General features: G+C 64.8%; 16 protein-coding genes. 9 read left to right on the forward strand and 7 right to left on the reverse strand.

From position 1 onward, the window contains the following. Nucleotides 1-304: 304 nt before the first annotated feature. Nucleotides 305-1,087, reverse strand: coding sequence for a hypothetical protein (locus LB529_RS19480; RefSeq protein WP_224712028.1), 783 nt, complete (start codon nucleotides 1,085-1,087; stop codon nucleotides 305-307). Nucleotides 1,088-1,236: 149 nt separating this feature from the next. Here LB529_RS19480 and LB529_RS19485 point away from each other — a divergent pair, with 149 nt between their 5' ends. From LB529_RS19485 to LB529_RS19515, 7 genes are read left to right on the forward strand one after another with little or no spacing between them, the layout of a single operon-like run. Further along, nucleotides 1,237-1,863, forward strand: a complete 627-nt coding sequence (locus LB529_RS19485; protein ID WP_224712029.1) for a DUF4129 domain-containing protein — start codon at nucleotides 1,237-1,239, stop codon at nucleotides 1,861-1,863. Continuing rightward, a complete protein-coding gene (locus LB529_RS19490; protein ID WP_224712030.1) occupies nucleotides 1,860-3,074 on the forward strand; it encodes a DUF4350 domain-containing protein in 1,215 nt (404 codons plus the stop codon). Before LB529_RS19485 ends, LB529_RS19490 begins: the two co-directional genes overlap by 4 nt. Beyond that, nucleotides 3,061-4,017 carry an AAA family ATPase gene (locus tag LB529_RS19495; protein ID WP_224712031.1) on the forward strand — a complete coding sequence of 319 codons (957 nt, stop codon included), beginning with the start codon at nucleotides 3,061-3,063 and terminating at the stop codon, nucleotides 4,015-4,017. Before LB529_RS19490 ends, LB529_RS19495 begins: the two co-directional genes overlap by 14 nt. Further along, nucleotides 4,014-5,318, forward strand: coding sequence for a DUF58 domain-containing protein (locus LB529_RS19500; protein WP_224712032.1), 1,305 nt, complete (start codon nucleotides 4,014-4,016; stop codon nucleotides 5,316-5,318). Before LB529_RS19495 ends, LB529_RS19500 begins: the two co-directional genes overlap by 4 nt. Continuing rightward, nucleotides 5,315-6,331, forward strand: a complete 1,017-nt coding sequence (locus tag LB529_RS19505) for a stage II sporulation protein M (RefSeq protein ID WP_224712033.1) — start codon at nucleotides 5,315-5,317, stop codon at nucleotides 6,329-6,331. The genes LB529_RS19500 and LB529_RS19505 overlap by 4 nt, the downstream gene beginning before the upstream one ends. Further along, nucleotides 6,318-7,196, forward strand: a complete 879-nt coding sequence (locus LB529_RS19510; protein ID WP_224712034.1) for an RDD family protein — start codon at nucleotides 6,318-6,320, stop codon at nucleotides 7,194-7,196. Before LB529_RS19505 ends, LB529_RS19510 begins: the two co-directional genes overlap by 14 nt. A 15-nt stretch (nucleotides 7,197-7,211) precedes the next feature. Beyond that, a complete protein-coding gene (locus LB529_RS19515) occupies nucleotides 7,212-7,571 on the forward strand; it encodes a hypothetical protein (RefSeq protein WP_224712035.1) in 360 nt (119 codons plus the stop codon). A 1-nt stretch (nucleotide 7,572) separates the two neighbouring features. Here LB529_RS19515 and LB529_RS19520 read toward each other — a convergent pair whose 3' ends face one another. Further along, entirely contained in the window at nucleotides 7,573-8,259 is a 687-nt protein-coding gene (locus LB529_RS19520; RefSeq protein WP_095767778.1) for a D-lyxose/D-mannose family sugar isomerase, read from the reverse strand. A gap of 204 nt (nucleotides 8,260-8,463) precedes the next feature. Between LB529_RS19520 and LB529_RS19525 the strand changes: the two genes are divergently transcribed. Next, nucleotides 8,464-9,522 (forward strand): D-TA family PLP-dependent enzyme, encoded by a 1,059-nt coding sequence (locus LB529_RS19525; RefSeq protein ID WP_224712036.1) that lies wholly within the window; start codon nucleotides 8,464-8,466, stop codon nucleotides 9,520-9,522. Between the two features lie 153 nt (nucleotides 9,523-9,675). Here LB529_RS19525 and LB529_RS19530 read toward each other — a convergent pair whose 3' ends face one another. From LB529_RS19530 to LB529_RS19545, 4 genes are all read right to left on the reverse strand, one after another. Next, nucleotides 9,676-10,434 carry a heme ABC transporter permease gene (locus LB529_RS19530; RefSeq protein ID WP_224544784.1) on the reverse strand — a complete coding sequence of 253 codons (759 nt, stop codon included), beginning with the start codon at nucleotides 10,432-10,434 and terminating at the stop codon, nucleotides 9,676-9,678. A 216-nt stretch (nucleotides 10,435-10,650) separates the two neighbouring features. Further along, nucleotides 10,651-12,420: a glucan ABC transporter ATP-binding protein/ permease gene (locus LB529_RS19535; RefSeq protein ID WP_224529029.1), complete on the reverse strand. Its 1,770-nt coding sequence runs from the start codon at nucleotides 12,418-12,420 to the stop codon at nucleotides 10,651-10,653. Between the two features lie 374 nt (nucleotides 12,421-12,794). Beyond that, on the reverse strand, nucleotides 12,795-21,374 hold the full coding sequence (locus LB529_RS19540; protein WP_224712037.1) for a GH36-type glycosyl hydrolase domain-containing protein: 8,580 nt from the start codon (nucleotides 21,372-21,374) through the stop codon (nucleotides 12,795-12,797). A gap of 270 nt (nucleotides 21,375-21,644) precedes the next feature. Then, entirely contained in the window at nucleotides 21,645-22,232 is a 588-nt protein-coding gene (locus LB529_RS19545) for a HutD family protein (RefSeq protein ID WP_224712038.1), read from the reverse strand. 96 nt (nucleotides 22,233-22,328) lie between these two features. Between LB529_RS19545 and LB529_RS19550 the strand changes: the two genes are divergently transcribed. Then, entirely contained in the window at nucleotides 22,329-22,535 is a 207-nt protein-coding gene (locus tag LB529_RS19550; RefSeq protein WP_263481788.1) for a hypothetical protein, read from the forward strand. 17 nt (nucleotides 22,536-22,552) lie between these two features. On the opposite strand, the gene hutU is transcribed toward LB529_RS19550, so the two are convergent. Further along, on the reverse strand, nucleotides 22,553-24,226 hold the full coding sequence (gene hutU / locus LB529_RS19555; protein WP_224712039.1) for a urocanate hydratase: 1,674 nt from the start codon (nucleotides 24,224-24,226) through the stop codon (nucleotides 22,553-22,555). Between the last annotated feature and the right edge of the window lie 14 nt (nucleotides 24,227-24,240).

The following is a 24,240-nucleotide window of genomic DNA, read 5'->3' on the forward strand; positions in this document are numbered from 1 at the left end:
GACCTTCCCGTCGCGTCGGCCGTTTGCCATTTGCCAGCGATTGCCTTCAGCTCAGATTGCGTCGGCGGCGCCGATTGCTAGGAAAAGACGGCCAACAGTTTGTCGACGCCACCGCCCTCCTTCGCCCGCCGCAAGGCTATGTATGTGGTCGTCGCGACGGCAGGGCGAAAAAGCACACGGCGACCGCCAGCGAGAGAACTGGATTCCGTCCGATGAACGAGAGCGCATTGCCGACTACCCCGCGCAGCCGGAATTTACCGGCTGCACCTGGGCTTTCCAAAGCCATCGGGTTGATCTCTGCTGCCTAGGAGAAGATCTCCGCCAGTTCGTCGATGCTTGCGCCTTCTTTCGCCTGGCGCAGCTCGACATAGCTCACCGCGGTTGCGATCGAGAGTACCATCGAGACCACCGTCTGCACCAGCGCGGCGCCGATCTCGGCGATGATGCCTCCGAACAGCACCAGAACGAGCAGCATCCCCCATTGGATAATCATCGCGATGATGATGAGAATGAGGAACAGGCCGAAAAGCCCCCAGCGGCTGCCCTTGGTGAGGACCCGGCTGCGCGACATCGAGCCGAACACGCCCCGCCGCTCCTGGATCAAGACCGGCACCGACATCGACCAGCCGAGCCAGAGGATAATGCCCGGCACGATCAACAGCATCAGGCCGATACCCGCACCGAGACCGACGAGCAGGCCGATGCCAAGCGTCGGCAGCAGAAAGCGGATCGCAATCTGGATGCAGTCGCCAAAGGACGGACGCTTGCCATTGAGGTCCTCGATGGTCGCCCGCACCAGCGCCGACTGCAGCAGCAGCGCGCACACGAACGAAATCAATCCGGCGATGATGGTGATGTAGGAATTGCGAAACATGGCGCCTGGGTCGGCCATGGTGCCGGGGTCGCGCTGCATCATGGCGTCGATCTGCGGCTGGGTCCACAGCCTGATGAGCAATGCCGGCAGACCGGAAAACAAAGCCGCCAACCCCACGCAAAGTCCGAGGTTTCGGCCAATCACTCCGAAGGTGTTGCTGAATACCTTGCCGATCTCGAATCGGCCGGGTCGTCCCAATGTTGCAGTCGTCATGATAATTTTCCCCCGAGTCACCACTGCGTTCATCGGCGACTTCAAAGTAAATTTGCCAAGATTGAAAGGCTACGTCCAGTGCGCTTGCAATTGTCATGGCGTATTGCCAGTGTCGGCCCCGAACCGCAGGTTGCAGGGGGAACGAGCGGGTGACAGCCGCAGGGACGGAAGAGGCCGGACGGCTGGCGCAGCTGCACAAGCAACTGCTCAGGGACGATTCGATCCAGTTCGCCTTGCCGACCTATGCGCGGCCCGAGCCGCCGGAGTGGCTGAAGCCGCTTCTGGACGGCTTGGCGAAGCTCGGTCCCTATATGATCTATCTCTTCTGGGGCGCGGTCATCATCGGCGTCGCGATCATTGCTTTTCTGCTTTTCCTCGAGGCGAAAGGCATTGCCTGGCGCCTGCCATGGCGGCGAAAACGCGAAGAAACCGAAGCGAAGGAAGAGTGGCGCCCTGACGCGGGCGCTGCCCAGGTCCTGCTCTCCGAGGCCGATGCGCTCGCCGCGCGCGGCGAGTATGACGAGGCGGTGCATCTACTGTTGCGCCGCAGCGTCTCCGATATCGCCACCCGGCTGCCCGATTTCCTGCGTCCATCGCTCACCGCACGCGACATCGCCGCCGCCGGCTCCATCCCCACCCGGCCCCGCGCCGCCTTCAGCGAGATCGCCCGCATCGTCGAGGCCGCCTTGTTTGCCCGCCGACCCGTCGGGGTCGAAGGCTGGCAGCAGGCGCGCGGAGCCTATGAGCGGTTCGCCTTCCGAGATGCCTGGGCATGACCGCGCAGATGACAGGCGCAGTGCAAGAACCGTTCAGCCGCAAGACCCTGTTCTGGGGCATTTTCGCCAGCCTGCTGGCGGCGGCCGGATTTTTCCTGCTGTCCACCTATGCGCCGGATTTCCGCCAGCCCCAGGGCGGTGCCACGCCGTTCTCGAAGGGCGGCACCGGCTATGCAGGGCTTGTCGAATGGCTGAAGCTCACCAACGGACAGGCGCCGCCGATGGAGCGCGGCGAGAAGGACCTCGCGTCCCCCGTGGCGTCGACCTTCCTGCTCGTCGTCACCATCGCGCCGGGCAGCGACCCGGCCGCGCTCGATCGCCTTATCAAGCTGCGCTCTGGCAAAGACACGCTGTTCGTGCTGCCCAAATGGCAGACCTTTCCCTTGTTCAGCCATGAAGGCTGGGAGGAAAAGGTCGAGCGGCTGCCCAACAACGTCGTCAACGACTGGCTCGGCCGCATCGCCAAGACCAAGCTCGGCGAGGCCAAGAACACGCTCTCGCAGATCAACATCGCCGGCCGCATGGTGGCCGCGCCGGAGGAACTGCAATGGGTGGCGGACGACCATCCGCTGATCGCGGCGGGCGACGGCAGGGCTATCCTGACCGAGTTCGACAACGAACCCTTCTACATCCTCACCGATCCCGATTTCCTCAACAATGCCGCGCTGAAGGACGAGCAGAAGGCGGCCGCCGCGCTCGACATCATCGCCATGCTGGAGCCCGCCAAGGGAGCCGTCATGTTCGACCTGACGCTGCACGGCATCGGCGGCAACTACGATCTTGCCAAGCTGCTGATCGAACCGCCTTTCCTGGCTTTGACGCTGTCGGTGCTGGTGGCGGCCGCGCTCGCCTTCCTGCACGGGCTCGGCCGCTTCGGTCCGCCGCGCGCCGAAGGGCGCGCCATCGCCTTCGGCAAGCGGGCGCTGGTCGACACCACGGCGATGCTTTTGAAGCGCGCCGGACGGCTGCAGGAGCTTGGCGACCGTTACGCAACGCTGATGCGCCAGCGCGCGGCCGTCCTGCTCGGCGCGCCGCACGGGCTGCAGGGCGAGGCGCTCGACCGCTGGCTCGATTCCCGCGACAAGGAAGAACAGCACGGCTTCACCGCCCGCTTCAGGGCAATACACGATTCCAACAATCTGGCCGCAATGCACGAAGCAGCCGAAAAGCTGCATGACTGGACGGCAAGGAGGCTCATTGAACGTCGATGAAGTGAAGACCCTGGCGAACGCGATCAGGGAAGAAGTGGCAAAAGCGATCACCGGCCAGCGCGACACGGTCGACCTGATGCTGACGGCGCTGTTTGCCGGCGGGCATATCCTGCTCGAAGGCCCGCCCGGCACCGCCAAGACGATGACGGCGCGCTGCTTCGCGCAGGCGCTTGGCGTCGCCTATGGCCGCATCCAGTTCACGCCCGACTTGATGCCCGGCGATATCGTCGGCGCCAACATCTATAACTTCCAGACCGGGCAGTTCACGCTGACGCGCGGCCCGATCTTCTGCGACCTTTTGCTCGCCGACGAAATCAACCGCACGCCGCCGAAGACTCAAGCCGCGCTGCTCGAGGCCATGCAGGAGCATGCCGTCACCTTCGACGGCACCACGCATTCGCTCGGCCGGAATTTCATGGTGGTGGCGACGCAGAACCCCATCGAGCACCAGGGCGTCTATCCGCTGCCCGAAGCGCAGCTCGACCGCTTCCTGTTCAAGCATCGGGTGAGCTATCCGGATCTCACCGAAGAGCGCGCCATCATCGTCCATCACGGCGGCGGCTCGGCCTCGCACGATATCGAGCAATACGGCATCAAGGCGCGGACCGACCGCGAGACGCTGGAAGCGGCGCTGGCCACGGTCGGCGACGTCACGCTGGTCGACGACGTCGTCGGCTATATCGCGGCACTTGTGCGCGGCACGCGCGAAAGCCCTGACCTGGAAGTGGGAGCGAGTCCACGCGCGGGCGCCATGCTGGCGAGAGCCGCGCGCGCCAGGGCGGCGCTCGACGGCCGCAACTATGTCATCCCCGACGACGTCAAGGCGCTGGCCGTGCCGGCTCTGCGTCACCGTGTCGTTCTCTCGCCGGCCGCGCAGATCGACGGGCGGCTGGTCGAGCAGATCGTCTCCGACCTCGTCGACAATACGGAAGCGCCGCGTTGATCTATCCGAGCGGGCGGGCGGTCTGGGCAGCGGCGGCGGGGGCGATCCCCGCCTTTCTGATCGCGCTCGCATTGCCGCATGTCTGGTATCTCGGCCTGTTGTGGATCTGCCTGCTGCTTGCCTTCCTGGCGGTGGACGCAGCCGCAGGCAGGGGTCGCACCTCGCTCAACGCCACGCTGACGGCGCCGCCGCAGGTGGGTATCGGCGGGCGCTTCACGTTGCACATCGCGGCCGGTGCCGGGGCAAAGCTGCGGCGCCTGCAGGCGCGTGTCGGGCATGACCAGCGGGTCCAGCCATTGGCCGGCACCGGCGGCGCGCTGCCGGCCAATGGCGGCACGCTCGATCTCGAATTCGAGGCCATCCGCCGCGGCATTGCCAGCTTCGACCGGCTGTGGCTGCGCTGGCAGGGACCGTTCGGTCTGATGTGGAACCAGGTCATATTGCCGGTCGACCGCAAGGTTGCGGTGCTGCCCAACGTCAACAGCGCGCGCGATGAGGCGATCACGCTCTTGCAGCGCTCGGCCCTTGCCGACGGCCATGCGCAGAAGCGTGCCGGCCAGGGCCGCGAGTTTGAGTCCCTAAAGGATTACCAGCCCGGCATGGGCCGGCGCATGATCGATTGGAAGCGCAGCGCCCGCCACGGCAAGCTTCTGGCGCGCGAGTTCCGGATCGAGGAGAACAACAACATCGTTCTGGCCATCGATAGCGGCCGGCTGATGTGCGAGCCGGTCGACGGGGTACCGAAGGTCGACCGCGCGGTGACGGCGGCGCTTCTGTCGGCCTTCATCGCGCTCAAGGGCGGCGACCTCGTCAGCCTGTTTTCCTTCGATGCCAGGCCGCGCGTATCGAGCGGCGCGGTGCGCGGCTCGCCGAGCTTCACCATGATCCAGAAGCGCGCCGCCGAGATCGACTATTCGACGGAGGAGACCAACTTCACCTTGGCGCTGACCACGCTTTCGGCGAAGCTCGACCGGCGCTCGCTGGTCATCGTCTTCACCGATTTCGTCGATCCGATCAGCGCCGAATTGATGTTGCGCACCGTCGGCCGGCTGACCGAGCGGCATCTGGTGCTGTTCATGCTGATGAAGGATGTGGAGCTCGAAATGCTGGCCGACATGGCGCCGGCGGCGCCCGAGGATGTCGCCCGCTCCGTCACCGCCGGCGACCTCTTGCGGCAGCGGCAGGTGGTGATCGGCAGGCTCAGGCTGCTTGGCGCGCATGTCATCGAGGCCGACCACCAGCGGCTCGGTCCAGCGCTGGTCGAGCGCTATATCCAGCTCAAGGAGGAGAACCTCTTATGACGCTGTCGGCCGGCACCGATTCCGTGCGCCAGTCGCTGGCAAGCTTCCGCCAGGAGCGCGAGGCCGACTGGAAAGCCTTCGAGGCGCTGCTCGCGCGCGTCGAAAAACGCCCGCCGCGCGCGCTCTCGGAAGACGAATTACTGTCGTTGCCGCTCCTCTACCGTTCGGCGCTGTCCTCGCTTTCAGTGGCGCGCGCGACCTCGCTCGACAGCGCGCTGATCGCCTATCTCGAGGCACTCTGCCTGCGCGGTTATTTTTATCTCTATGGCGCCCGGCGGAGCTTGAGAACGCGCATCGGCGATTTCTTCCTGCACGACTGGCCGGCCGCGATCCGCGACCTTTGGCGCGAAGTATGGACATCGGTCGGGCTCACCGTCATCGGTGCCATTGCCGGTTATTGGCTGGTCGGCGCCGACAAGCGCTGGTACGACGCCATCATCGCGCCGAGTCTGGCGGGCGGGCGCAACCCGGATTCGTCGGCCGAGGCGCTGCGCAGCGTGCTTTACGGCGGCGGCGACCATTTCCTGTCTGGGTTCGCCGCCTATCTCTTCACCCACAACACACAAGTCTCGATCCTGGCCTTCGCGCTGGGCTTCGCCTTTGCCGTGCCGAGCGTGCTGATCATCCTGATGAATGGCTGCATGCTCGGCGCCATTTTCCAGATTTATGCCGCCAAGGGCCTGGGCTTCGAACTCGGCGGCTGGCTTTCGATCCACGGCACGACGGAGCTGTTCGCCATCGCCATCGCGGGAGCTGCCGGCATGCGCATCGGCACCAGCATCGCCTTTCCCGGCGAACTGACCCGCATGGCTGCAGCGGCTCGGGCCGGACGCGTCGCGGCGACCGCCATGATCGGCGTCACGGTGATGCTGCTTTTTGCCGGACTGTTGGAAGGCATCGGCCGGCAGACAATCACCAGCGACCTCGCCCGCTATTCGATCGGCGGCGGCATGCTGGCGCTCTGGATTTCATATTTCTACCTGTTGCGGATGGTGCGGCATGGCGACCGCTAGGACAGCCAAGGCAAAGAACCCTGCCGCGCTGATACGTCCGCTGGTGACACCCGAAGGCGTGGACCTGCGGGTCAAGCTGGCGGATGCTGGCACCCGCGCTTCCGGATTCCTGCTCGACGTGGTGATCATCGTCGTCGCGGCCGTGGTCTTCTCGCTGGTGATGATCTTCGGCCTTGCAGGGCTTGGTATCCAGGATGCGGAGCCGCTGTTCATCGTCTGGATCATCTTCATCTTTTTCCTGCGCAACGTCTATTTCATCGCCTTCGAGGCGGGCCGGCGGGCAGCCACGCCGGGCAAGCGCATGGTTGGCGTGAGGGCCGCGTCGCGCAGCGGCGCCGGCCTCACTATCGACCAAGTCATCGCGCGCAATCTGATGCGCGAGATCGAAGTTTTTCTGCCGCTGTCGATCCTCGCCGCGCGCGCCAGCGCCGATGTCGCCGACACGCTGACGACCATCTTCGGTCTTGTCTGGGCGCTGCTGTTCTCGCTGTTCCCGTTGTTCAACCGCGACCGGCTGAGGATCGGCGACCTGCTCGCCGGCACCTGGGTGGTCGAGGCGCCGAAAGTGGCGTTGGTCGAAGACCTTTCGCAGCGCAAGGACCCGGTCGCGGCCCGCTTCCAGTTCAGCCCCGCACAGCTCGACGCCTATGGCATTGCCGAGTTGCAGAAGCTGGAGGAAGTGCTGCGCCGCGACGATTATTCCGCGCTGAAGGCGGTGGCGGAAACCATCGCCCGCAAGATCGGCGCAAGGGTGGAGCCGATCGATTCAAAAGCCTTTCTCACCGCCTATTACGGCGAGCTCCGGGCGCATCTGGAACGCAAGCTGCTGCTTGGGAATAGGAAGGCGGATAAGTACGCGCGGTAGGTTGGAGCTCTCAGCATGTCCACCACGATCAGCCAAGCCGAGAGCGCCAGGATAGAAAGCGCAATTCAGGCAGCGGTGTCCGGATCGTGGGAGGAATTTGCGAAACTCACCGACGAACCGTTTTCAAACGATGCGTCGATGAAGGAGCAATTCGAAGATTCCTATCCCCGGCTCAAGCAGGCCAGGGGAAATTGGCAAATGACCTCAGACATAGGTGCCGTGCCTGAAGATGGGACGCGCGTGATCACAGTCATACTCAAAGCACCGCCCACCGTGGATATCGTCCTGACACTGCACAGCACAAGCGATCGGGATGACAGCGCCATCAGCATTTGGACGTTTTTTCAGCAGCTGAATTGGGACGATAGGCCCTAGCCTAGCCCACCCACTTCTCGTAATCCGACACCAGCAGGTGCAGCGGCGCCACATCCTCGTCGATGTTGGAGAAGCGGCCGATCGGGTCGCGGAAGACGTTGTCGGTGAGGTCGTCATTGACGGTCGAGACCTCGCCGATCAGCACGTCCTTGCCCTCGGCCCAGAAGGCGTGCCAGACGCCGGGCAGCAGCGTCACGCTCTGGCCCGGATCGAGCTTCAGCAGCCCGCCCGCCGGCAGTCTGGTCATGGTGCCGTCGACCGGCACCGAGACTTCGGCCTTGGGGTCGATGCCGCCGTCGCGGTCGTGCATGAAAAGTTCCAGCACCAGCTTGCCGCCGCCGCGGTTGATGATGTCCTCGGCCTTGATGTTGTGGCGGTGCATCGGCGAGAGCTGGTCCTTGCGCGAGATCATGATCTTCTCGGCATAGAGCATGCCCATGCCGAGCTTCATGTCCTCGTAACGGCCGTTGCGCACGGTGAACAGGAACAGCCCGAGCTCGTCGAACTTCTCCTGGCCGTAGTCGGTGATGTCCCAGCCGAGACGGGAGGTGAAGATGGCCGGGGAGTCGCCCTTATGCGCCTTCATCTCTTCCGGCGACCAATAGGCGAAGGGCGGCATGATATAGCCGAAGGAGCGGATGAAGGCGTCGGCTTCGCGGATGATGTCGTTGATCTTGGAGCGCTTCATGGGTTCTCTTCCTTCCGGCCGCCGCCTGCTGAAATCCGTCCTTCCGAATAGCCCAATGCCGGTCCTCTGTCGACGCAAACCGGCGGATCTGGCCCCGTGACATGGGCTTCGTTCGGGGCCATAACCCAACTGATTTGTTTTAACGCAATGTCTTTGTCCCACAGCGGATCGCCGCGCGGAAGACATGCTCGGACGGGTGATCTCATGGCAAGCATAGCCGATCTCGACACACCGGCGATCCTCATCGATGCTGCCCGCGCCGAGGCGAACATCAAGAAAGCGCAGGCCCATGCGGATGCTCACGGGCTGAAGCTCCGCCCGCATATCAAGACGCACAAGCTGCCTTACTGGGCGAAGAAGCAGGTGGCGGCGGGCGCCGTCGGCATCACCTGCCAGAAGATCGGCGAGGCCGAGGTGATGGCCGATGCCGGGCTTGAGGATATTTTCCTGCCCTACAACATCCTTGGCCGCGCCAAGCTGGGGCGGCTGAAGGCGTTGCATGGCCGCGTCGCGCTTTCGGTGACGGCGGACAGCCACGAGACGCTGGAAGGGCTTGCCGCCACTTTCACCGATGCCGGCCATCCGTTGTCCGTTCTGGTCGAGTGCGACACCGGCATGGGCCGCTGCGGCGTGCAGAGCGCCGACGAAGCGCTGGCGCTGGCGAAGATCATCGACCAAGCCAAGGGTCTCGCCTTCGGCGGGCTGATGACCTATCCGGCGGCGGGGCGCGCCGCCGAAGCGGAGGCATGGCTGAAGGCAGCGCGCGGCGCGCTTGCCGCCGCGGGGCTCGAATGCGAACGCATCTCCAGCGGCGGCACGCCGGACATGTGGCGCTCCGGCGAGGACAGCGTCGTCACCGAATACCGGCCCGGCACCTACATCTATCTCGACCGCTACCAGGTCGCCAAAGGCGTCGGCACGCTGGACGACTGCGCGTTGACCGTGCTGGCAACCGTGGTCAGCCATCCCACGGCGACGCGCGCCATCCTCGACAGCGGCAGCAAGGCGCTGTCGTCCGATACGCTCGGCCTGCCGGAGTTCGGCGAGCTGCTCGGTGTGCCGGGCGCCCGCGTCACGGTCTTGAGCGAAGAGCACGGCACCGTCACGCTTTCGGACGGCGCCAAGCTGCGCATCGGCGAACGCGTGCGCGTCGTTCCCGATCATTGCTGCGTGGTGACGAATTTGTTCGACCAGGTGCATCTGATCGACGGCGACAAGGTGCTGGAAACGCTGCCGGTAGCGGCAAGGGGACGGATGGGGTGAGCGGTCTTTCCTTCTCCCCTTGTGGGAGAAGGTGGCCGCGAAGCGGCCGGATGAGGGGTGCTCCAGGCAACACAGACGTCTCACTCCGCTGGAACACCCCTCATCCGTCTCGGCGCTGCGCGCCGATCCACCTTCTCCCACAAGGGGAGAAGGTTAAGTGCGCTCCGCCTGCCGCGCGGCAACCCTGCGCATCGCGGTCACGCGGCGGCGGAATATCTCCGTGCGCATCGCCATCAGGTGCAGCGCGAAGAACAGCACGGTGAAGCCGAGCGCCATCACGGCCAACGGCCACAGCATAGAGGGATCGATGGTCGGGCCGCCGAGCCGGAACACGGAGGCCGGTTGGTGCAGCGTGTTCCACCAGTCGACCGAGAATTTGATGATTGGGATGTTGATGAAGCCGACCAGCGTGATGATGGCGGCGGCCCAGGCGGCGCGGCCGGCATCATCCAGCGCGCGGGTCAGCGCTATGATGCCGAGATACATCAGGAAAAGCACGAAGACCGAGGTCAGCCGCGCGTCCCATACCCACCAGGTGCCCCACATCGGCTTGCCCCAGATGGAGCCGGTGATCAGCGCCAGCGCGGTGAAGGTGGCGCCGATCGGGGCCGCCGCTTTCAGGGCCACATCGGCCAGCGGATGGCGCCAGACCAGCGTGCCCAGCGCCGAGATCGCCATGATCGTGTAGCACATCATGGCGAGCCAGGCGAAAGGCACGTGAATATACATGATGCGCACGGTGATGCCCTGCTGGAAATCCTCCGGCGCGGTGAAGCTCATGTAGAGGCCGACGGCGAGCAGGATCGCCGCGACCGCCGCCAGCCATGGAACGACTTTGTCCGCCAAGCCGACGAAGCGCGTCGGATTGGCGAGATCGGCCCAGGCGCTCAAGCGTGAGGTGGTGTCGCTCATGCCAACCTAAATAGACCGGAGATTGGCCTGGGGCAATCGGGGGAGTGTCGCGCTTTCCCTTCTCCCCTTGTGGGAGAAGGTGTCGCCGAAGGCGACGGATGAGGGGTGTTCCAGAAAAGCCAGCGTCTCACTCCGCTGGAACACCCCTCATCCGTCTCGGCGCTATCGCGCCGATCCACCTTCTCCCACAAGGGGAGAAGGGAGAAGCGTTCTGCCTTACGCCGCTTCCGTAACCGGACGGCTGAGGCGGCGGACTTCCTCGTCGTTGAGCAGGCCGCCGGCGCGCAGCAGGGCGGCGAAGCGGCCGTTGCGCAGCGACAGCTCGGTGAAGCCGCCCATCTCGACCACCCTGCCCTTGTCCATGAAGACGACGAGGTCGGCGTCGCGGACCGTGGTCAGGCGGTGGGCGATGATGAAGGTCGTGCGGTTGCGGCGCAGCTCGTCGATGGCCTCCTTGACGCGATCCTCGGTTTCGACGTCGAGCGCGCTGGTCGCCTCGTCGAGCACCAGGATCGGCGCATCCTTGAGCACCGCGCGGGCGATGGCGATACGCTGGCGCTCGCCGCCCGAGAGCTGGCCGCCGCGCTCGCCGACGACGGTGTCGTAGCCGCCGCTCTTGGCCAGGATGAAGTCCTGAGCGGCGGCGGCATTGGCGGCAGCGTGAACCTCGTCATTGCTGGCATCGGCGCGGCCGACACGGATGTTGTCCTCGATCGAGCGGTTGAGCAGGCCGGCGTCCTGGAAGACGGTGGCGATCGAATGGCGCAGCGACTTGCGGGTCACCGTGCGGGTGTCGATGCCGTCGATCAGGATGCGGCCGCTGGCGGGCGTGAAGACGCGCTGCAAGAGATTGATGAGCGTCGTCTTGCCGGCGCCGGTCGGGCCGACGATGGCGACCGTCTGGCCGGCCTGGACCTCGAAGGAGACGTCCTCGATGCCGTGGCCCGAATTGGCGAACTCGAAGCTGACATCCTCGAAGCGGACGTGGCCGGTGACGTTGGTCAACTCGCGCAATCCGTCGGGCTCGGCGGTCTCGGCAGCCGAATCCTCGAGGCGATAGAACTCCTCGAGCTTGGCACGAGCCTCGGAAATCTGGGTGGTGAAGGCCGACATCTGGTCGAGACGGGCGATCAGCATTCCGGCAAAGCCGGTGAAAGCAACGACATCGCCGACGCGGAGCTGGCCACGGGTGACGAGATAAGCGCCGATCGAGAGCACGATCATCATCGAGATGGTCGACGACAGGCGGTTCAGCGCATTGGCGATCGCCCACCAGTCGAGAACGGGGTTTTGCGCGTCGAGCAGATCCTTCACATAGCGCTTCAGCGTCGCGGTCTCGTGGGCGATGCGATTATAGCTCTGCAGCACGGCGACATTGCTGACGCTGTCGGTCACGTGGGCAAACACGGTGTGGTAGTGGCGTTCGACGGCAGTCTGCCCCGACTTGGTGCGGCGCATGACGATGCGTCCAATGCCAACGTAAAGCACGCCAAGGCCAAGCAGCACGACGGACATGCGGATGTCCATGGACAGCGCGGTCGGCACCAGCAGCACCAGCGCGATGGCCGTCGAGAGATGCACGCGCATGAATTCGAGCCACAGGCTGAACAGGGTCTCGACCGCGCGCAGCAGCGTGTGAAGGGAATTGGATGTGCCGCGCTGATGGTGCCAGGCAAGCGGCATGGTGATGACGCGCTCGAAGGACTGGCACAGCACTTCGGAGCGGCGGGCATGGGCGAAGCGGTCGGCGCCGCGAGCCACCAGCACGAAGGCGACGACGTTGAAGGCACCAAGAGCGGCCCAGACGGCGAGCGTCGAAAACACCGCGCCTTTTTCGGAGATGGCACCGATCACCCGGCCCAGCAGGATGGGCTCAAGGATCGCGATCGCCGCGAGCGCGACGTTGGCGCCGCAAATCAGCGCAACGCGCTTCTTGTCGGACGCCAGATAACCCAGCGCTCTAAAGTAGATCTGCAGAAGTGACACTTCAGCTACTCCGCCAAACTCTTGTCTGTGCTCAATGCCCGAATTGTGCACCGCACCATTTTCTGACACGTATCGGTTAACGTGTCGCGAAACAATGCGTCGTCTATCGCTTCCGTTCCCATTTAGCGAACAAAAGATGACGACGGTACGAAATCTGACGTGATCACCTAACGGTTTGAGATAAAAGGTGAAATGTCAGGCTTGCGGCAAAATAATGGCACCTGCCTCGCGCTGCCACATTTTTAATCACAAGCTGCTTGCTTAGGCTGCCCTAAAGGAAGGCGCGCGATCGGGCGCGAGAGGCCGCGCCAAGTAAAAAGGGCGTCGGCCGCGCACCCCGAAAGATGCGCGGCCGACGAACCAAACCTTTGATTTTACGCAGGTATCCTGACGACGACCTCGGTCTTGTCGCCAGCTTTCGGCTCGAAAGAGGCCGATTTTTTCTTCGAACCATCGACTTCTAGCGAGATCGACTTGGTCTTTTTGTCGCGGATAACACGAAGCTTGATCTCGCCGTCGAACATCTTGAGCGTCGCGGCGTAGCCGTCCCAGTGCCCGGGCAGCTTCGGCCTAAACGTGATCTCCTTGCCGCGCCGCTCGATACCGAGAATGCCCTCCACCGCGGCGCGGTAAAGCCAGCCGGCCGAGCCCGTGTACCAGGTCCAGCCGCCGCGGCCGCCCTTGCCTTCGCCGGCATAAATGTCGGCGGCCACGACATAGGGTTCCACGCGATAGTGCTCGGCCGCCGCCTCGTCCGAAGCGTGGTTGACCGGGTTCAGCATCGAGAAGCAGCGATAAGCCTCGTCGGTGCGGCCCATTTCAGCCAGCGCGATGACGAACCATGTCGCGGCATGGGTGTATTGGCCGCCATTCTCGCGCACCCCCGGCGGATAGCTCTTGATATAGCCGGGATCCTTCTCGCTCTTGGAGAAGGGCGGCGTGAACAGCTTGACGATCTTGAGCTCGTCATCGACCAGCATCTTGGTCGCCTGTTCCATGGCCGTCGTCGAACGGGCAGGATCGCCCTCGCCCGACAGCACGCTCCAGGACTGGGCGATGGAGTCGATCCTGCACTCGTCCGAATTGTGCGAGCCGAGCGGCGTACCGTCGTCGAAGCTGCCGCGCCGGTACCACTGGCCGTCCCAGGCGGTGCTTTCCAAGGCCCGTTTCAGCGCGTCCGCGTGCTTGGTCCAGGCCTGCGCCCGCTTGGTGTCGCCCTGCCCTTTGGCGACAGGCGCGAAGTCGGTGAGCGTCTTCAGCAGGAACCAGCCCAGCCACACGCTCTCGCCCTTGCCGCCCTCGCCGACACGGTTCATGCCGTCGTTCCAGTCGCCGCCAAGGATGAGCGGCAGGCCGGCGGGGCTGCTGCGCTTGATCGCGAGATCGAGCGCCCGCGCGCAATGTTCATAGAGCGGCGCGGTGTTCTTGGTGATCTCCGGCGTGAAGAAGGCGTCGTGCTCGCCCTCGCCGAGCTGCTGCCCGTCGATGAAGGGCAACTGCTCCTTGAGGATACCGGCGTCGCCCGTCACCTCGATGTAGCGGGCCGTCGCATGCGCCAGCCAGACGACGTCGTCCGAGATCATCGTGCGCACCCCGGCATCGGTGCGCGGCAGCCACCAATGCTGCACGTCGCCTTCCGGGAATTGCCGGCGCGCCGCGTTGAGGATCTGGTCGCGCGCCAGCGTCGAGTCATGCGCCAGAAGCGAGAGCGTGTCCTGCAACTGGTCGCGGAAGCCGAACGCGCCGCTCGCCTGGTAGAAGGCCGAGCGCGCGCGGATGCGGCAGGCCAGGCTCTGGTAAGGCAGCCAATGGTTGACCATGGCGTTCATCGCTTTGTCGGGCGTCTCGACCTGGATGGTGTCGAGGAAGCCGCGCCAGGCGCGCTCGTTATCGGCCAAGCGCTGATCGAAATCCTTGCCGCGATGGGTCTGCACCAGCGCGCTCGCCTCGGCGGGCGTGGCAGCGTCGCCAAGCAGCCAGGACAGTGTCACGTCGCCGCCGGCGGGAATGTCGATGTCGCTGGCGACGACAGCGCAGGGATCGTCGCCCGCCTCGATGCGGCCGGAAAGCGCAAGCCCACCAAGCACGGCCTGCGGATATTCGGTCGTGCCGTGCCTGCCGATGAACTCGCTGCGGTCGGCGGTTACCGAATGGACAGGATGGCTGGCTGCCAGGAAGGCGACACGCTCGCCGAAATCGAGGCCATAGGGATTCTGCGCCAGCATGGCGCCAGTGGCAGCGTCGCGCGACGGCACGATGGTCGCCGCCGTGCGCGAGCGATGGCCGCCCAGCACCCATTCGGCATAGGCGTAAATGCGCAGCCGCGCCGGCGCCGGCCCGGCATTCTGGATGCGCAGCCGGGTGATCTTCACAGGATCGGTGGGATCGACCACCTGCGTCAGGTCCATCGACAGCGAACCGCGCTTGGAGCGGAAGGTCGAGAAGCCCTGGCCGTGCCAGGTCTCATAGGTCATCGACGGATCGCGAACCGTCGCAGCCATCGGCGAGAAGGCCTTGCCGCTCAATTGGTCGAAAATATAGAAGCCTTCGCCCGGCCGGTTCGACACCGGGTCGTTCGACCACGGCGTCAGCTGGTAGTCGCGGCTGTTGCGACTCCAGGTGAAACCGGCGCCTTCGGCCGAGACGTGGAAGCCGAAGGAGGCGTTGGAGATCACGTTGATCCAGGGCTGCGGCGTCGAACGCCGGCCGGTCAGCCGGGTGACATAGTGGCGGCCGTCGCCGTCGAAGCCGCCAAAGCCGTTCCAGAGGCTGAGACCGCTGCCGTCGGCGGCGATATCGGCTCCGCCCCGGCTTGCCGGCACCGGCATGGGGAGCGGCGGAACGGGCTCGCGCGGCGTGCCGCCCTCGGCCTGCATCAAGGCGTCGCGGGCCTGGAGCGCCGCCGTCTCGGCACGTTCGAGCTGATCGAAGATCGTGCCGTTGCGGGTGTGCAGCACGACGCGCGCCACAGACAGCAAGGTCTTGTAGGTCGGCTCGTCCATCAGGTCGCGACGCACCGCGAAGATGTGCTGGCGGGGCCCGAGCTCACGGCCGCGCAGGCGGCTGTTCTCGCACAGCGTCTCCACCGCGCGCTGCAGGTCCTGCACATAGGACGAGGCCTGCTCGTTGACAACGACGAAGTCGATCATCATGCCCCGCGCCCGCATATATTCCTGGAAGCGGAGCGCCTGGGCGACGATCTCGAGATCGGCGACGTCGCCGATGCGCACGAGGAAGATCGGGAAATCGCCGGAGATGCTGGTCGGCCAAAGGCTCGACTGGCGGCCGAGGCCCGACGCTATGGATTCCGCCGGCAGGCGCAGGAACGGATCGGGATAGATCAAATAGCGCGCCAGCTTCTGCACATTGGCGGCGTCGGTGAGGCTGAGCCCCAGATGGCGCGTCTGCACCTGGCTGCGCGTCCAGGCAAGCATGGCCTGGCGGGCGAAGCTCTCCTGATGGTCGAGACGGGCGATCGCCTCGTCGAGCTCGCCGCGATTGGCGCCGACGGCGGTCCAGAAGGTCAGCGATATCTTCTTGTTGGCCGGAACGCGCACCTGGCGGCGCAGCGCCGCTACCGGGTCGAGGGTGAAGCCCTGGCTGCCCGAAAGCCTGACGCCGGGGTCGAAGGCGACGGCATCGGCGATGGTGCGGCCACGGCCGATGAAGGCGCGGCGGTCGGTCTCGGCCTCGGCATCGCGCGACGGGCCGGACGGGTCGGTGACGAAATGCACCATTGTGAGATCGGGATCGTTGTTGTCGCGCTTGCGCCTGGTGGCGAAGATCGCGCTGTTGTTCGGCGCGATCTCGGTCTCGACGAACATCTTGGAGAACGCCGGATGCGCGTTGTCCGACGTCTCGTTGCCGAGCACCAGCTCGGCGAAGGAGGTCACTTCGATGTGCCGGTCGGTGGCGCCGTCATTGTAGAGCGTGATGCGGCGGCCTTCGCCATTGCCTTCTGAAATGACGATGCATTCGACTTCCGAACGCAGCGAACCCACCGTCTTGGTGAAGCTCGCCTTGTCGTCGCCAAACAGCGTCTGGACGCGCTCGCCCTCGGCGCGCTTCGGCTCCGCGGTGGCGGACCACCAGTCGCCGGTCGCCGCGTCGCGCAGGAAGATATAGGAGCCGAGGCGATCCTCGCTCGGATCCGGCTGCCAGCGGGTGACGGCAAGCTCGCCGAAGCGGCTGTAGCCGGAGCCGGTGGCGGTGACCATGACCGAATAGCGGCCGTTGGACATGACGTTGGTCGCCCGCAGCGCCTTGATCGGATCGAGCACGACACGGCTGTCCGGGCTCTCGGCCTCGGTCTCGTCCTTGGAGCGCTCGTCGGCTTCCGTCCTGACGGTCGCCGTCGGAATGTCGCGCGGCGCCTTCTCCTGCAGCAGAAGCTCGGCCGATTCGATCACCGGGTCGCTGTGGAAACGCTCGCGCAGCCGGCCCTCGAAAATAGCGTCGGCTACCGCCGCGATCGTCATGCCGGAATGGTGCGCCATGTAGTTCTGCACCACAGCGTGGTCGGTGCCTTCGGGCACGCGTTGCGGCGTGAAATCGACCGCGTCGTAGAAGCCGTGGCGGCCGAGCGCCCCGATCGAACGCAGCCGCTGCAGGTTCTGCACCGCCTCGCGCGGATTGAACTGTGCGGCCAGGATCGTCGCATAGGGCGCGATCACGGTGTTCTGGCCAAGGCCGCGCTTCAGGCCGAGCCCGGGCACGCCGAAATTGGTGTACTGATAGGTGAGCTCGCGGTCGCGGGCGTTGTAGGCCGCTTCCGAAATGCCCCAGGGCACGTTCTTGGAACGCGCATACTGGATCTGGCGCTTGATGATGAGCTTGCTGGTCTGGTTGAGGATCGAACCCTGCGGCTCCTTCATCACCAGCGGCGGCATCAGATACTCGAACATCGAGCCCGACCAGGACATCAGCGCCCCTTGGAAGCCGATCTCGACGATCGGCCGTCCCAGACGGAACCAGTGCTCGGTCGGCAGGTCGCCCTTGGCGATGGCGAACAGGCTGGTGAGCCGCGCCTCGGAAGCAAGCAGGTCGTAGCAGCTCTCGTCGAGCTGGCGCTCCTCGACGCGGTAACCGATCGAGAGCAGCTTGCGCTCCTGCCGCATCAGGAAGGAGAAATCCATCTCGAAGGCGTAGCGGCGACAGCGCTCGCGCAAGGCGAGCAGCTTGGCGCGCAGAGCGGCGACCGCGCTATCGTCATTGTGCGAGTCGTGCACATGCGCCTCGCAGGTCGCTTCCAGCCTGGCCGCCCAGTCGGCGATGACATCGCTCTTCGGCGACGCCGCCTCGGTGTGGATGGCGGTGGCGAGCTTGCGGATCTCGCCGGCCAGCACCGCAAGGTTGATGGTGCGGATCGACGCCATCTCAGGCTGCGCCTTGATGGTCGCCACCGCGCGGCGCATGCCGTCGAGACGGTCGGCAAGGCGCTGGCGCAGCGGCCGCAGCTGCCGGCGGTCGTCCGGCAGCTCGTCCAGGCTCTCGTCGAGGATGGTGACGGTGTCGATGATGCCTTCGAAATCGCCTTGCAGATGCACGGACGGCGCTTCGGCCCATTCGGCGCAGGACGCCGCCACCGCGACGAGATGTCCAGCGAGATTGCCACTGTCGACCGCCGAGATGTAGAGCGGATAGAGCGGCTTCAGTGTCGTGGTGTCATACCAGTTATAGAGATGGCCGCGATCGCGCGGCATGTTCTCGATGGTCGTCATCGTGGCGTCGATGCGGGTGATGGCGTCCGACAGGCTGATCCAGCCGAAATCGCGCGCCGACACCACCGAGAGGAGATAGACGCCGATATTGGTCGGCGAGGTGCGCGGCGCCACAACCGGCGCCGGGCTTTCCTGGAAATTATCCGGCGGCAGGTGATGCTGCTCGGCCGTCACGAAGGTCTCGAAATAGTGCCAGGTGCGGCGCGCGAAGGTGCGCAGCGCGTGGATGTCGGCGGTCGAGATACGCAGCCTGTCCTCGGTCTCGGCCGAGCGGCTGATCCAGCAGGCGACGGCGGGCGAAGCGATCCAGAAGATGGCGAAGAAGAAGGCGACGAAGGCGCCGGTGGAATCGGCCAGCACCGGAATCGCCAGGCCGACGACGCCGATGATCACCGCGCCATACATCATGCCATAATAGGCGCCGAGATCGTTGCCGCCCTTGGCGGCTTGCGAGGCGGTACGCCATTCCAAAAGATTTTGCCGGCTGACGAAGAGCCGATAGATGGTGCGGATGATGGCATCGCCCATCATCCAGGCGAGATGCGCCATCAAAAGCACTTTCAATGCCACGAGCGCGGTGCCGAACACGGTATCGCGGGCCAAGGCGGAGAAATGGCCCCGCGGCGTCTGGTCGCCGCTCTTCGGCAGGATGCCGTTCACGATGTCGAAGGTCGGCGCCATGAACAGGCTGAGGATCATAAGAGCCTGCCACTGCGCCGCCTGGGTGAAGGGCAGCAGCGTCCAGCCGGCAATGCAGGCCATGACCCAGAAGATCGGGGTGACCGAGCGGCGCAGATTGTCGACCATCTTCCAGCGCGACAGCGCAGGCACGCCGGAGCGCGGGTCGAAGATGTAGCCGAGCAGCTGCCAGTCGCCGCGCGCCCAGCGGTGGTGGCGCGAGGCGTCGACCGAGTAGCGGGTCGGATAGTCCTCGACCAGCTCGACGTCGGTGACCAGCGCGGCGCGCGCCAGCGCGCCTTCGAGCAGGTCATGGCTGAGGATGGTGTTTTCGTCGATGCGGTTCTTCAGAGCCGCTTCGAAGGCGTCGATATGGTAGAGGCCCTTGCCGGTGAAGGAGCCGTCGCCGAAGACGTCCTGGTAGAGGTCGGAGACCGCGAAGACATAGGGGTCGAGGCCGCGATTGGCCGAGAAGACACGCTGGAAGAAGGAGGCGTCGTCGCCGCTGGTGAGCGAAGCGGTGATGCGCGGCTGCAGGATGGTGTAGCCGGCGGTGACGATACGCTTGACCGGATCGAAATGCGGGCGGTTCAGCGGATGGGCGAGCTTGCCGACCAGGTCCGAAACCGCGTCGCGCGTGGTACGCGTGTCGGCGTCGAGCGTCATCACATAGACGACGTTTTCCGGCAGCGGCACGTCGAGCGGCAGGAAGGTAGTGTCGCTGTCGCCGCGCAAAAGAAGGTTCAGCTCATGCAGCTTGCCGCGCTTGCGCTCCCAGCCCATCCAGCAGCCCTGAGCCTGGTTATAGAGCCGGCGGCGATGCAAGAGGTAAAAGCGCGGCGAACCTTCGGACGGATAGCGGGCATTGAGCCTGGCGATCTCGTCGCGGGCATATTGCAGGATCTCGATGTCGGCGACGTCGATCTCGGTCTTGGAATCCGGCCAGTCGGACAACAGCGCGAAACGGATCTCGTCCGCCGTGTTGGCGAGGTGGTGCACCTCGATGTTGCGGATGTTTTCCTCCACGTCGTCGCGCGAGCCGATCAGCGAAGGCACCACGACCAAGGTGCGCGATTCGGCCGGGATGCCGTGCTTGTTGTAATCGTAGCCGACAAGCCTGGTCGGCTTCAGGAACAGCGCCACCACGGTGTTGAAGAAGGCCAGCGCGCCTTCGCTGGCTGGAACGGCGAACAGCGCCAGTATCAGCGTGATCGATTCCACCGACAGGCCGAGATTGACGAGCGCTTTGCCCGACAGCACCAGCAGCAGCGCCGTCAACAGGAAAACCGGCACGACGATGCCCAGCCAGCCGGCGCTGGCAAAGCCTCGTTTGAAGGTCACATAGAAAGGCGGCCGGTAGCCGATCGCCCTTTCCAGCTCCTGCCGGCGCGGGCCGACCAGGAAGAAGCCGACATCGGTGTGCACGGCGGGGTCCGCTGTTTCCGGCACGCCGGACGCATCGGTGAGGCCGGGTGTGTGGCCGGCAAGCTCGATCGCCTTTTCGGCGACGCGGTACTCGGAGAGATGCGAGCGGCGCGCCAGCTGTTCGATCGCGGTGCGGTACTGGTCGCGCGAGAAGAAATCGAGGTTGGCGAAATCGGTCTTGTCGCGCAGCAGCGTGTCGATGCGGCTGACGCCCTCGAACCAGACCGTCCAGTCGACGTCATTGATGAGGCGCAGACCGCGAATGATGTTGCCGGTGGTGACATTGCCCGAGGACAGCGTCTGATGCTCGGAGATGATGATCTCCTCGGCATCGGAACCGGTCTTTTCGAGCTCGCCTTCCAGCCATTCCAGCGCGCGGCCGGCGTTCTGCGACCCGTCGCGCAGGCGATAGAGCAGTTGGGTGGCGAAAGTGGTGTCCTGCGCATGCGCGCTGTAGTGCGACAGGATCCTGGTGCGGTCGGCATTATCGTCGGTCGCCAGAACCCGGTCGGCGACCTCGTTGGCGGTCTGGCGCATCTGCCTGGTGCGCTCGACGCGCACGGCGATGCGGCGCAGATTCTCGATCAGCACGAAGCGCAGCAGCGACGGCAGCGCCCAGAGCTCGCCGATCTTCATCGGCTCGACCGACTGGAAACCCTCGACGATCGCCTTGAACATGTTGGCCGAGACGGAGCTGTCGGAATGCTCGACATAGCTCCAGGCCACGACGAAGGCGCGTGGCAGCACCGTGCCGTCGCCGAGCGTGAGCGTCGGCAACTGCCGGTAGAAGCGGCGCGGCAGGTCGCGCTTGACCTGGAAGATGGTCTCCTCGACCAGATAATTGTTGTCGAGTAGCCATTGCGCGGCCGGCGTGATGGTCTCGCCCTTGGCCTGCGCGGCATTGGTCGAGCGGTAGACTTCGAGAATCTTCTTGGCGCTGTCGCGGATGCGGGCCTGAAACTCGAACGGAGCGAGGCCGAACAATTCCTTGACCTCGCCCTTGGCGAGCGCGACGCCCAAGGCGCGCAGCCGATCCTCAGGCAGGAAATTGGAGCGTATCGGCGCATCCGTCGCCGCCGGGAAGCCGGCGCTTGTCTGTTCGATCTTGTTGGGATTGGTCTGAATGTTCATTGAAAATTCCGTAAGCGGGGGCGCAATGCGGCGTCACCGCCACGGCAATGGCCCTAAAACCGGTTCAATTGCAATTGGTTGCATCACTGATCGGCCGAAAGTTTGTTTTGCGCACCACAACCGGGGCGTGCCCTTTCGACAGCTTGTGGGCGACCGCCCCTCGCTCTCCGCCCCCGGTTGGATCAGGGCAAGGATTCGGGCTTTTTCGTGATACATGCAAGGGGCCGGGCGATAATTCGCCCGAGCCGCGATCATGTTTGGCAACAGCCGTTAATGGTTGGCCGCGAGGCGGTGGAGCCCGATCACGAAAAGCAGGCCCGGCCCCTTGGGCTGAAGCCGCATTTCCGGGCTGTCGCGGTCGAGGATCAGCGTGTCGAGCGGTCCGAGGCTCGACGCATCGTCCGTGAAGAGGGTGGCGCCGGCGCCGACGGCAAGAACGAGCGTGGTGTCGGCGCGCGGCGCGATCCGAATCTCGGCGGTGAAAGACCGGCGCTCGACCTCATGGACCATGCGGCCACGGCGCGTCATGACGTTGAGATCGGTGATTGGACCTCCGATCAGCGCCGCGCCGGTCGGCACGTCGCCCGGAAAGGCGAGCGGCGCCGAGGCCGTGGTCAACCGCGCCGGCGCCTGGCCGGCAATGTCGAGAATGATCCCTTCGCCTTCCAGCACCGACAGTGTTCGATCTATGCCTGCGAAGCTTGAGAACGGCCCGCTCGTCTCGACCCGGGCCATCGAGACGCGCCAGTCGAAATCCTCGAGCCCGGCGCCGTCGGGCGACACGGCGATTTCGGTGGTCGTGCCGCCGCCATTCTTCCACGGCATGACGCGGTAATCGGCGGCACGAAGGATTTTCATTTTTGATCGCATTCCTAGAAATCTGTTTCCGTTATGTTCCGACTTGTGCTAGGCATCGAATCGAACCGAGCGTCATCCGAATCGAGGCTTTTCAACATGATCAAACAACCTGGACTTGATGGTCGCCATAGAGATGAGAATGGCCGTATTAGCGAGAAACACGGCAACACTCTTGTCGGCACACTGAGGGAAACCTACGGCGACAACTTCGCAGAGGGCCGCCGCTCTGACATGAAGTTAAGCACGCTTCTGGAGCAGAGCGGCGCCCAATCTTTGAGTGACTATCTCAAGAACAACAGATAGCCGCCGCCCTTACGTCGTCAGCCCAGGATGCCCGGCAGGTTGAGCTGGTGCTCCTTGGCGCACTGGATGGCGATGTCGTAGCCGGCATCGGCATGGCGCATCACGCCTGTCGCCGGGTCGTTCCACAACACGCGCTCCAGGCGCTTTGCCGCGTCAGCCGTGCCGTCGGCGACGATGACCATGCCGGCATGCTGCGAGAAGCCCATGCCGACGCCGCCGCCATGGTGCAGCGACACCCAGGTCGCGCCCGACGCGGTGTTGAGCAGCGCGTTGAGCAGCGGCCAGTCGGAAATCGCGTCGGAGCCATCCTTCATCGCTTCGGTCTCGCGGTTCGGCGAGGCGACCGAGCCGGAATCGAGATGGTCGCGGCCGATGACGACAGGCGCCTTGAGCTCGCCCTTGGCCACCATCTCATTAAAAGCGAGGCCGAGGCGATGGCGATCACCGAGACCGACCCAGCAGATGCGCGCCGGCAATCCCTGGAACGAGATGCGCTCGCGCGCCATGTCGAGCCAGTTGTGCAGATGGGTATTGCCAGGAATGAGCTCGCGCACCTTGGCGTCGGTCTTGTAGATATCTTCCGGATCGCCCGAGAGAGCGGCCCAGCGGAACGGGCCGATACCGCGGCAGAACAGCGGCCGGATATAGGCCGGCACGAAGCCCGGGAATGCAAAGGCGTTCTCGAAACCCTCGTCCTTGGCGACCTGGCGGATGTTGTTGCCGTAGTCGAGCGTCGGCACGCCGGCGTTCCAGAACGCCACCATCGCCTCGACATGCTCGCGCATCGAAGCGCGGGCGGCCTTTTCGACGGCCTTCGGGTCCGAGATGCGCTTCTCGCGCCACTCGGCCATCGTCCAGCCCTTCGGCAGATAGCCGTTGATCGGGTCATGCGCCGAGGTCTGGTCGGTGAGGATGTCGGGGCGGATACCGCGCCTGAATATCTCCGGCACGATCTCGGCGGCGTTGCCGAGCAGCCCGACCGATTTTGCTTCGCCGGCCTTGGTCCAGCGATTGATCATGTCCATCGCTTCGTCGAGCGTCTCGGCCTTCTCGTCGACATAGCGGGTGCGCAGGCGGAAATCGATCGAGTCCGGGTTGCACTCAATCGCGAGGCAGGAAGCGCCGGCCATGACGGCGGCCAGAGGCTGGGCGCCGCCCATGCCGCCGAGGCCGCCGGTCAGGATCCATTTGCCCTTGAGGTCGCCATTGTAGTGCTGGCGGCCGGCTTCCACGAAAGTCTCGTAGGTGCCCTGAACGATGCCTTGCGTGCCGATATAGATCCAGGAGCCGGCCGTCATCTGGCCGTACATCATCAGGCCCTTCCTATCGAGCTCATTGAACTTCTCCCAGGTCGCCCAGTGCGGCACGATGTTGGAGTTGGCGATGAGCACGCGCGGCGCATTGGCGTGGGTCTTGAAGACGCCGACCGGCTTGCCCGACTGCACCAGCAGCGTCTCGTCCTCGCCCAGCGTCTTCAGCGACGCGACGATACGGTCGAAATCGTTCCAGGTGCGCGCCGCCCGACCGATGCCGCCATAGACGACGAGCTCGTTCGGGTTCTCGGCGACCTCGGGATCGAGGTTGTTCATCAGCATGCGCAGCGGCGCTTCCGTCGTCCAGTAGCGAGCATTGAGCTTGTCGCCGCGGGGGGCGCGCACTTCACGTATGTTGTGACGAGGATCGGTCATCATTGTCCCTTTCAAGC

It is taken from the genome of Mesorhizobium sp. CA5 (assembly GCF_020165105.1).
Taxonomy (GTDB): Bacteria; Pseudomonadota; Alphaproteobacteria; order Rhizobiales; family Rhizobiaceae; genus Mesorhizobium.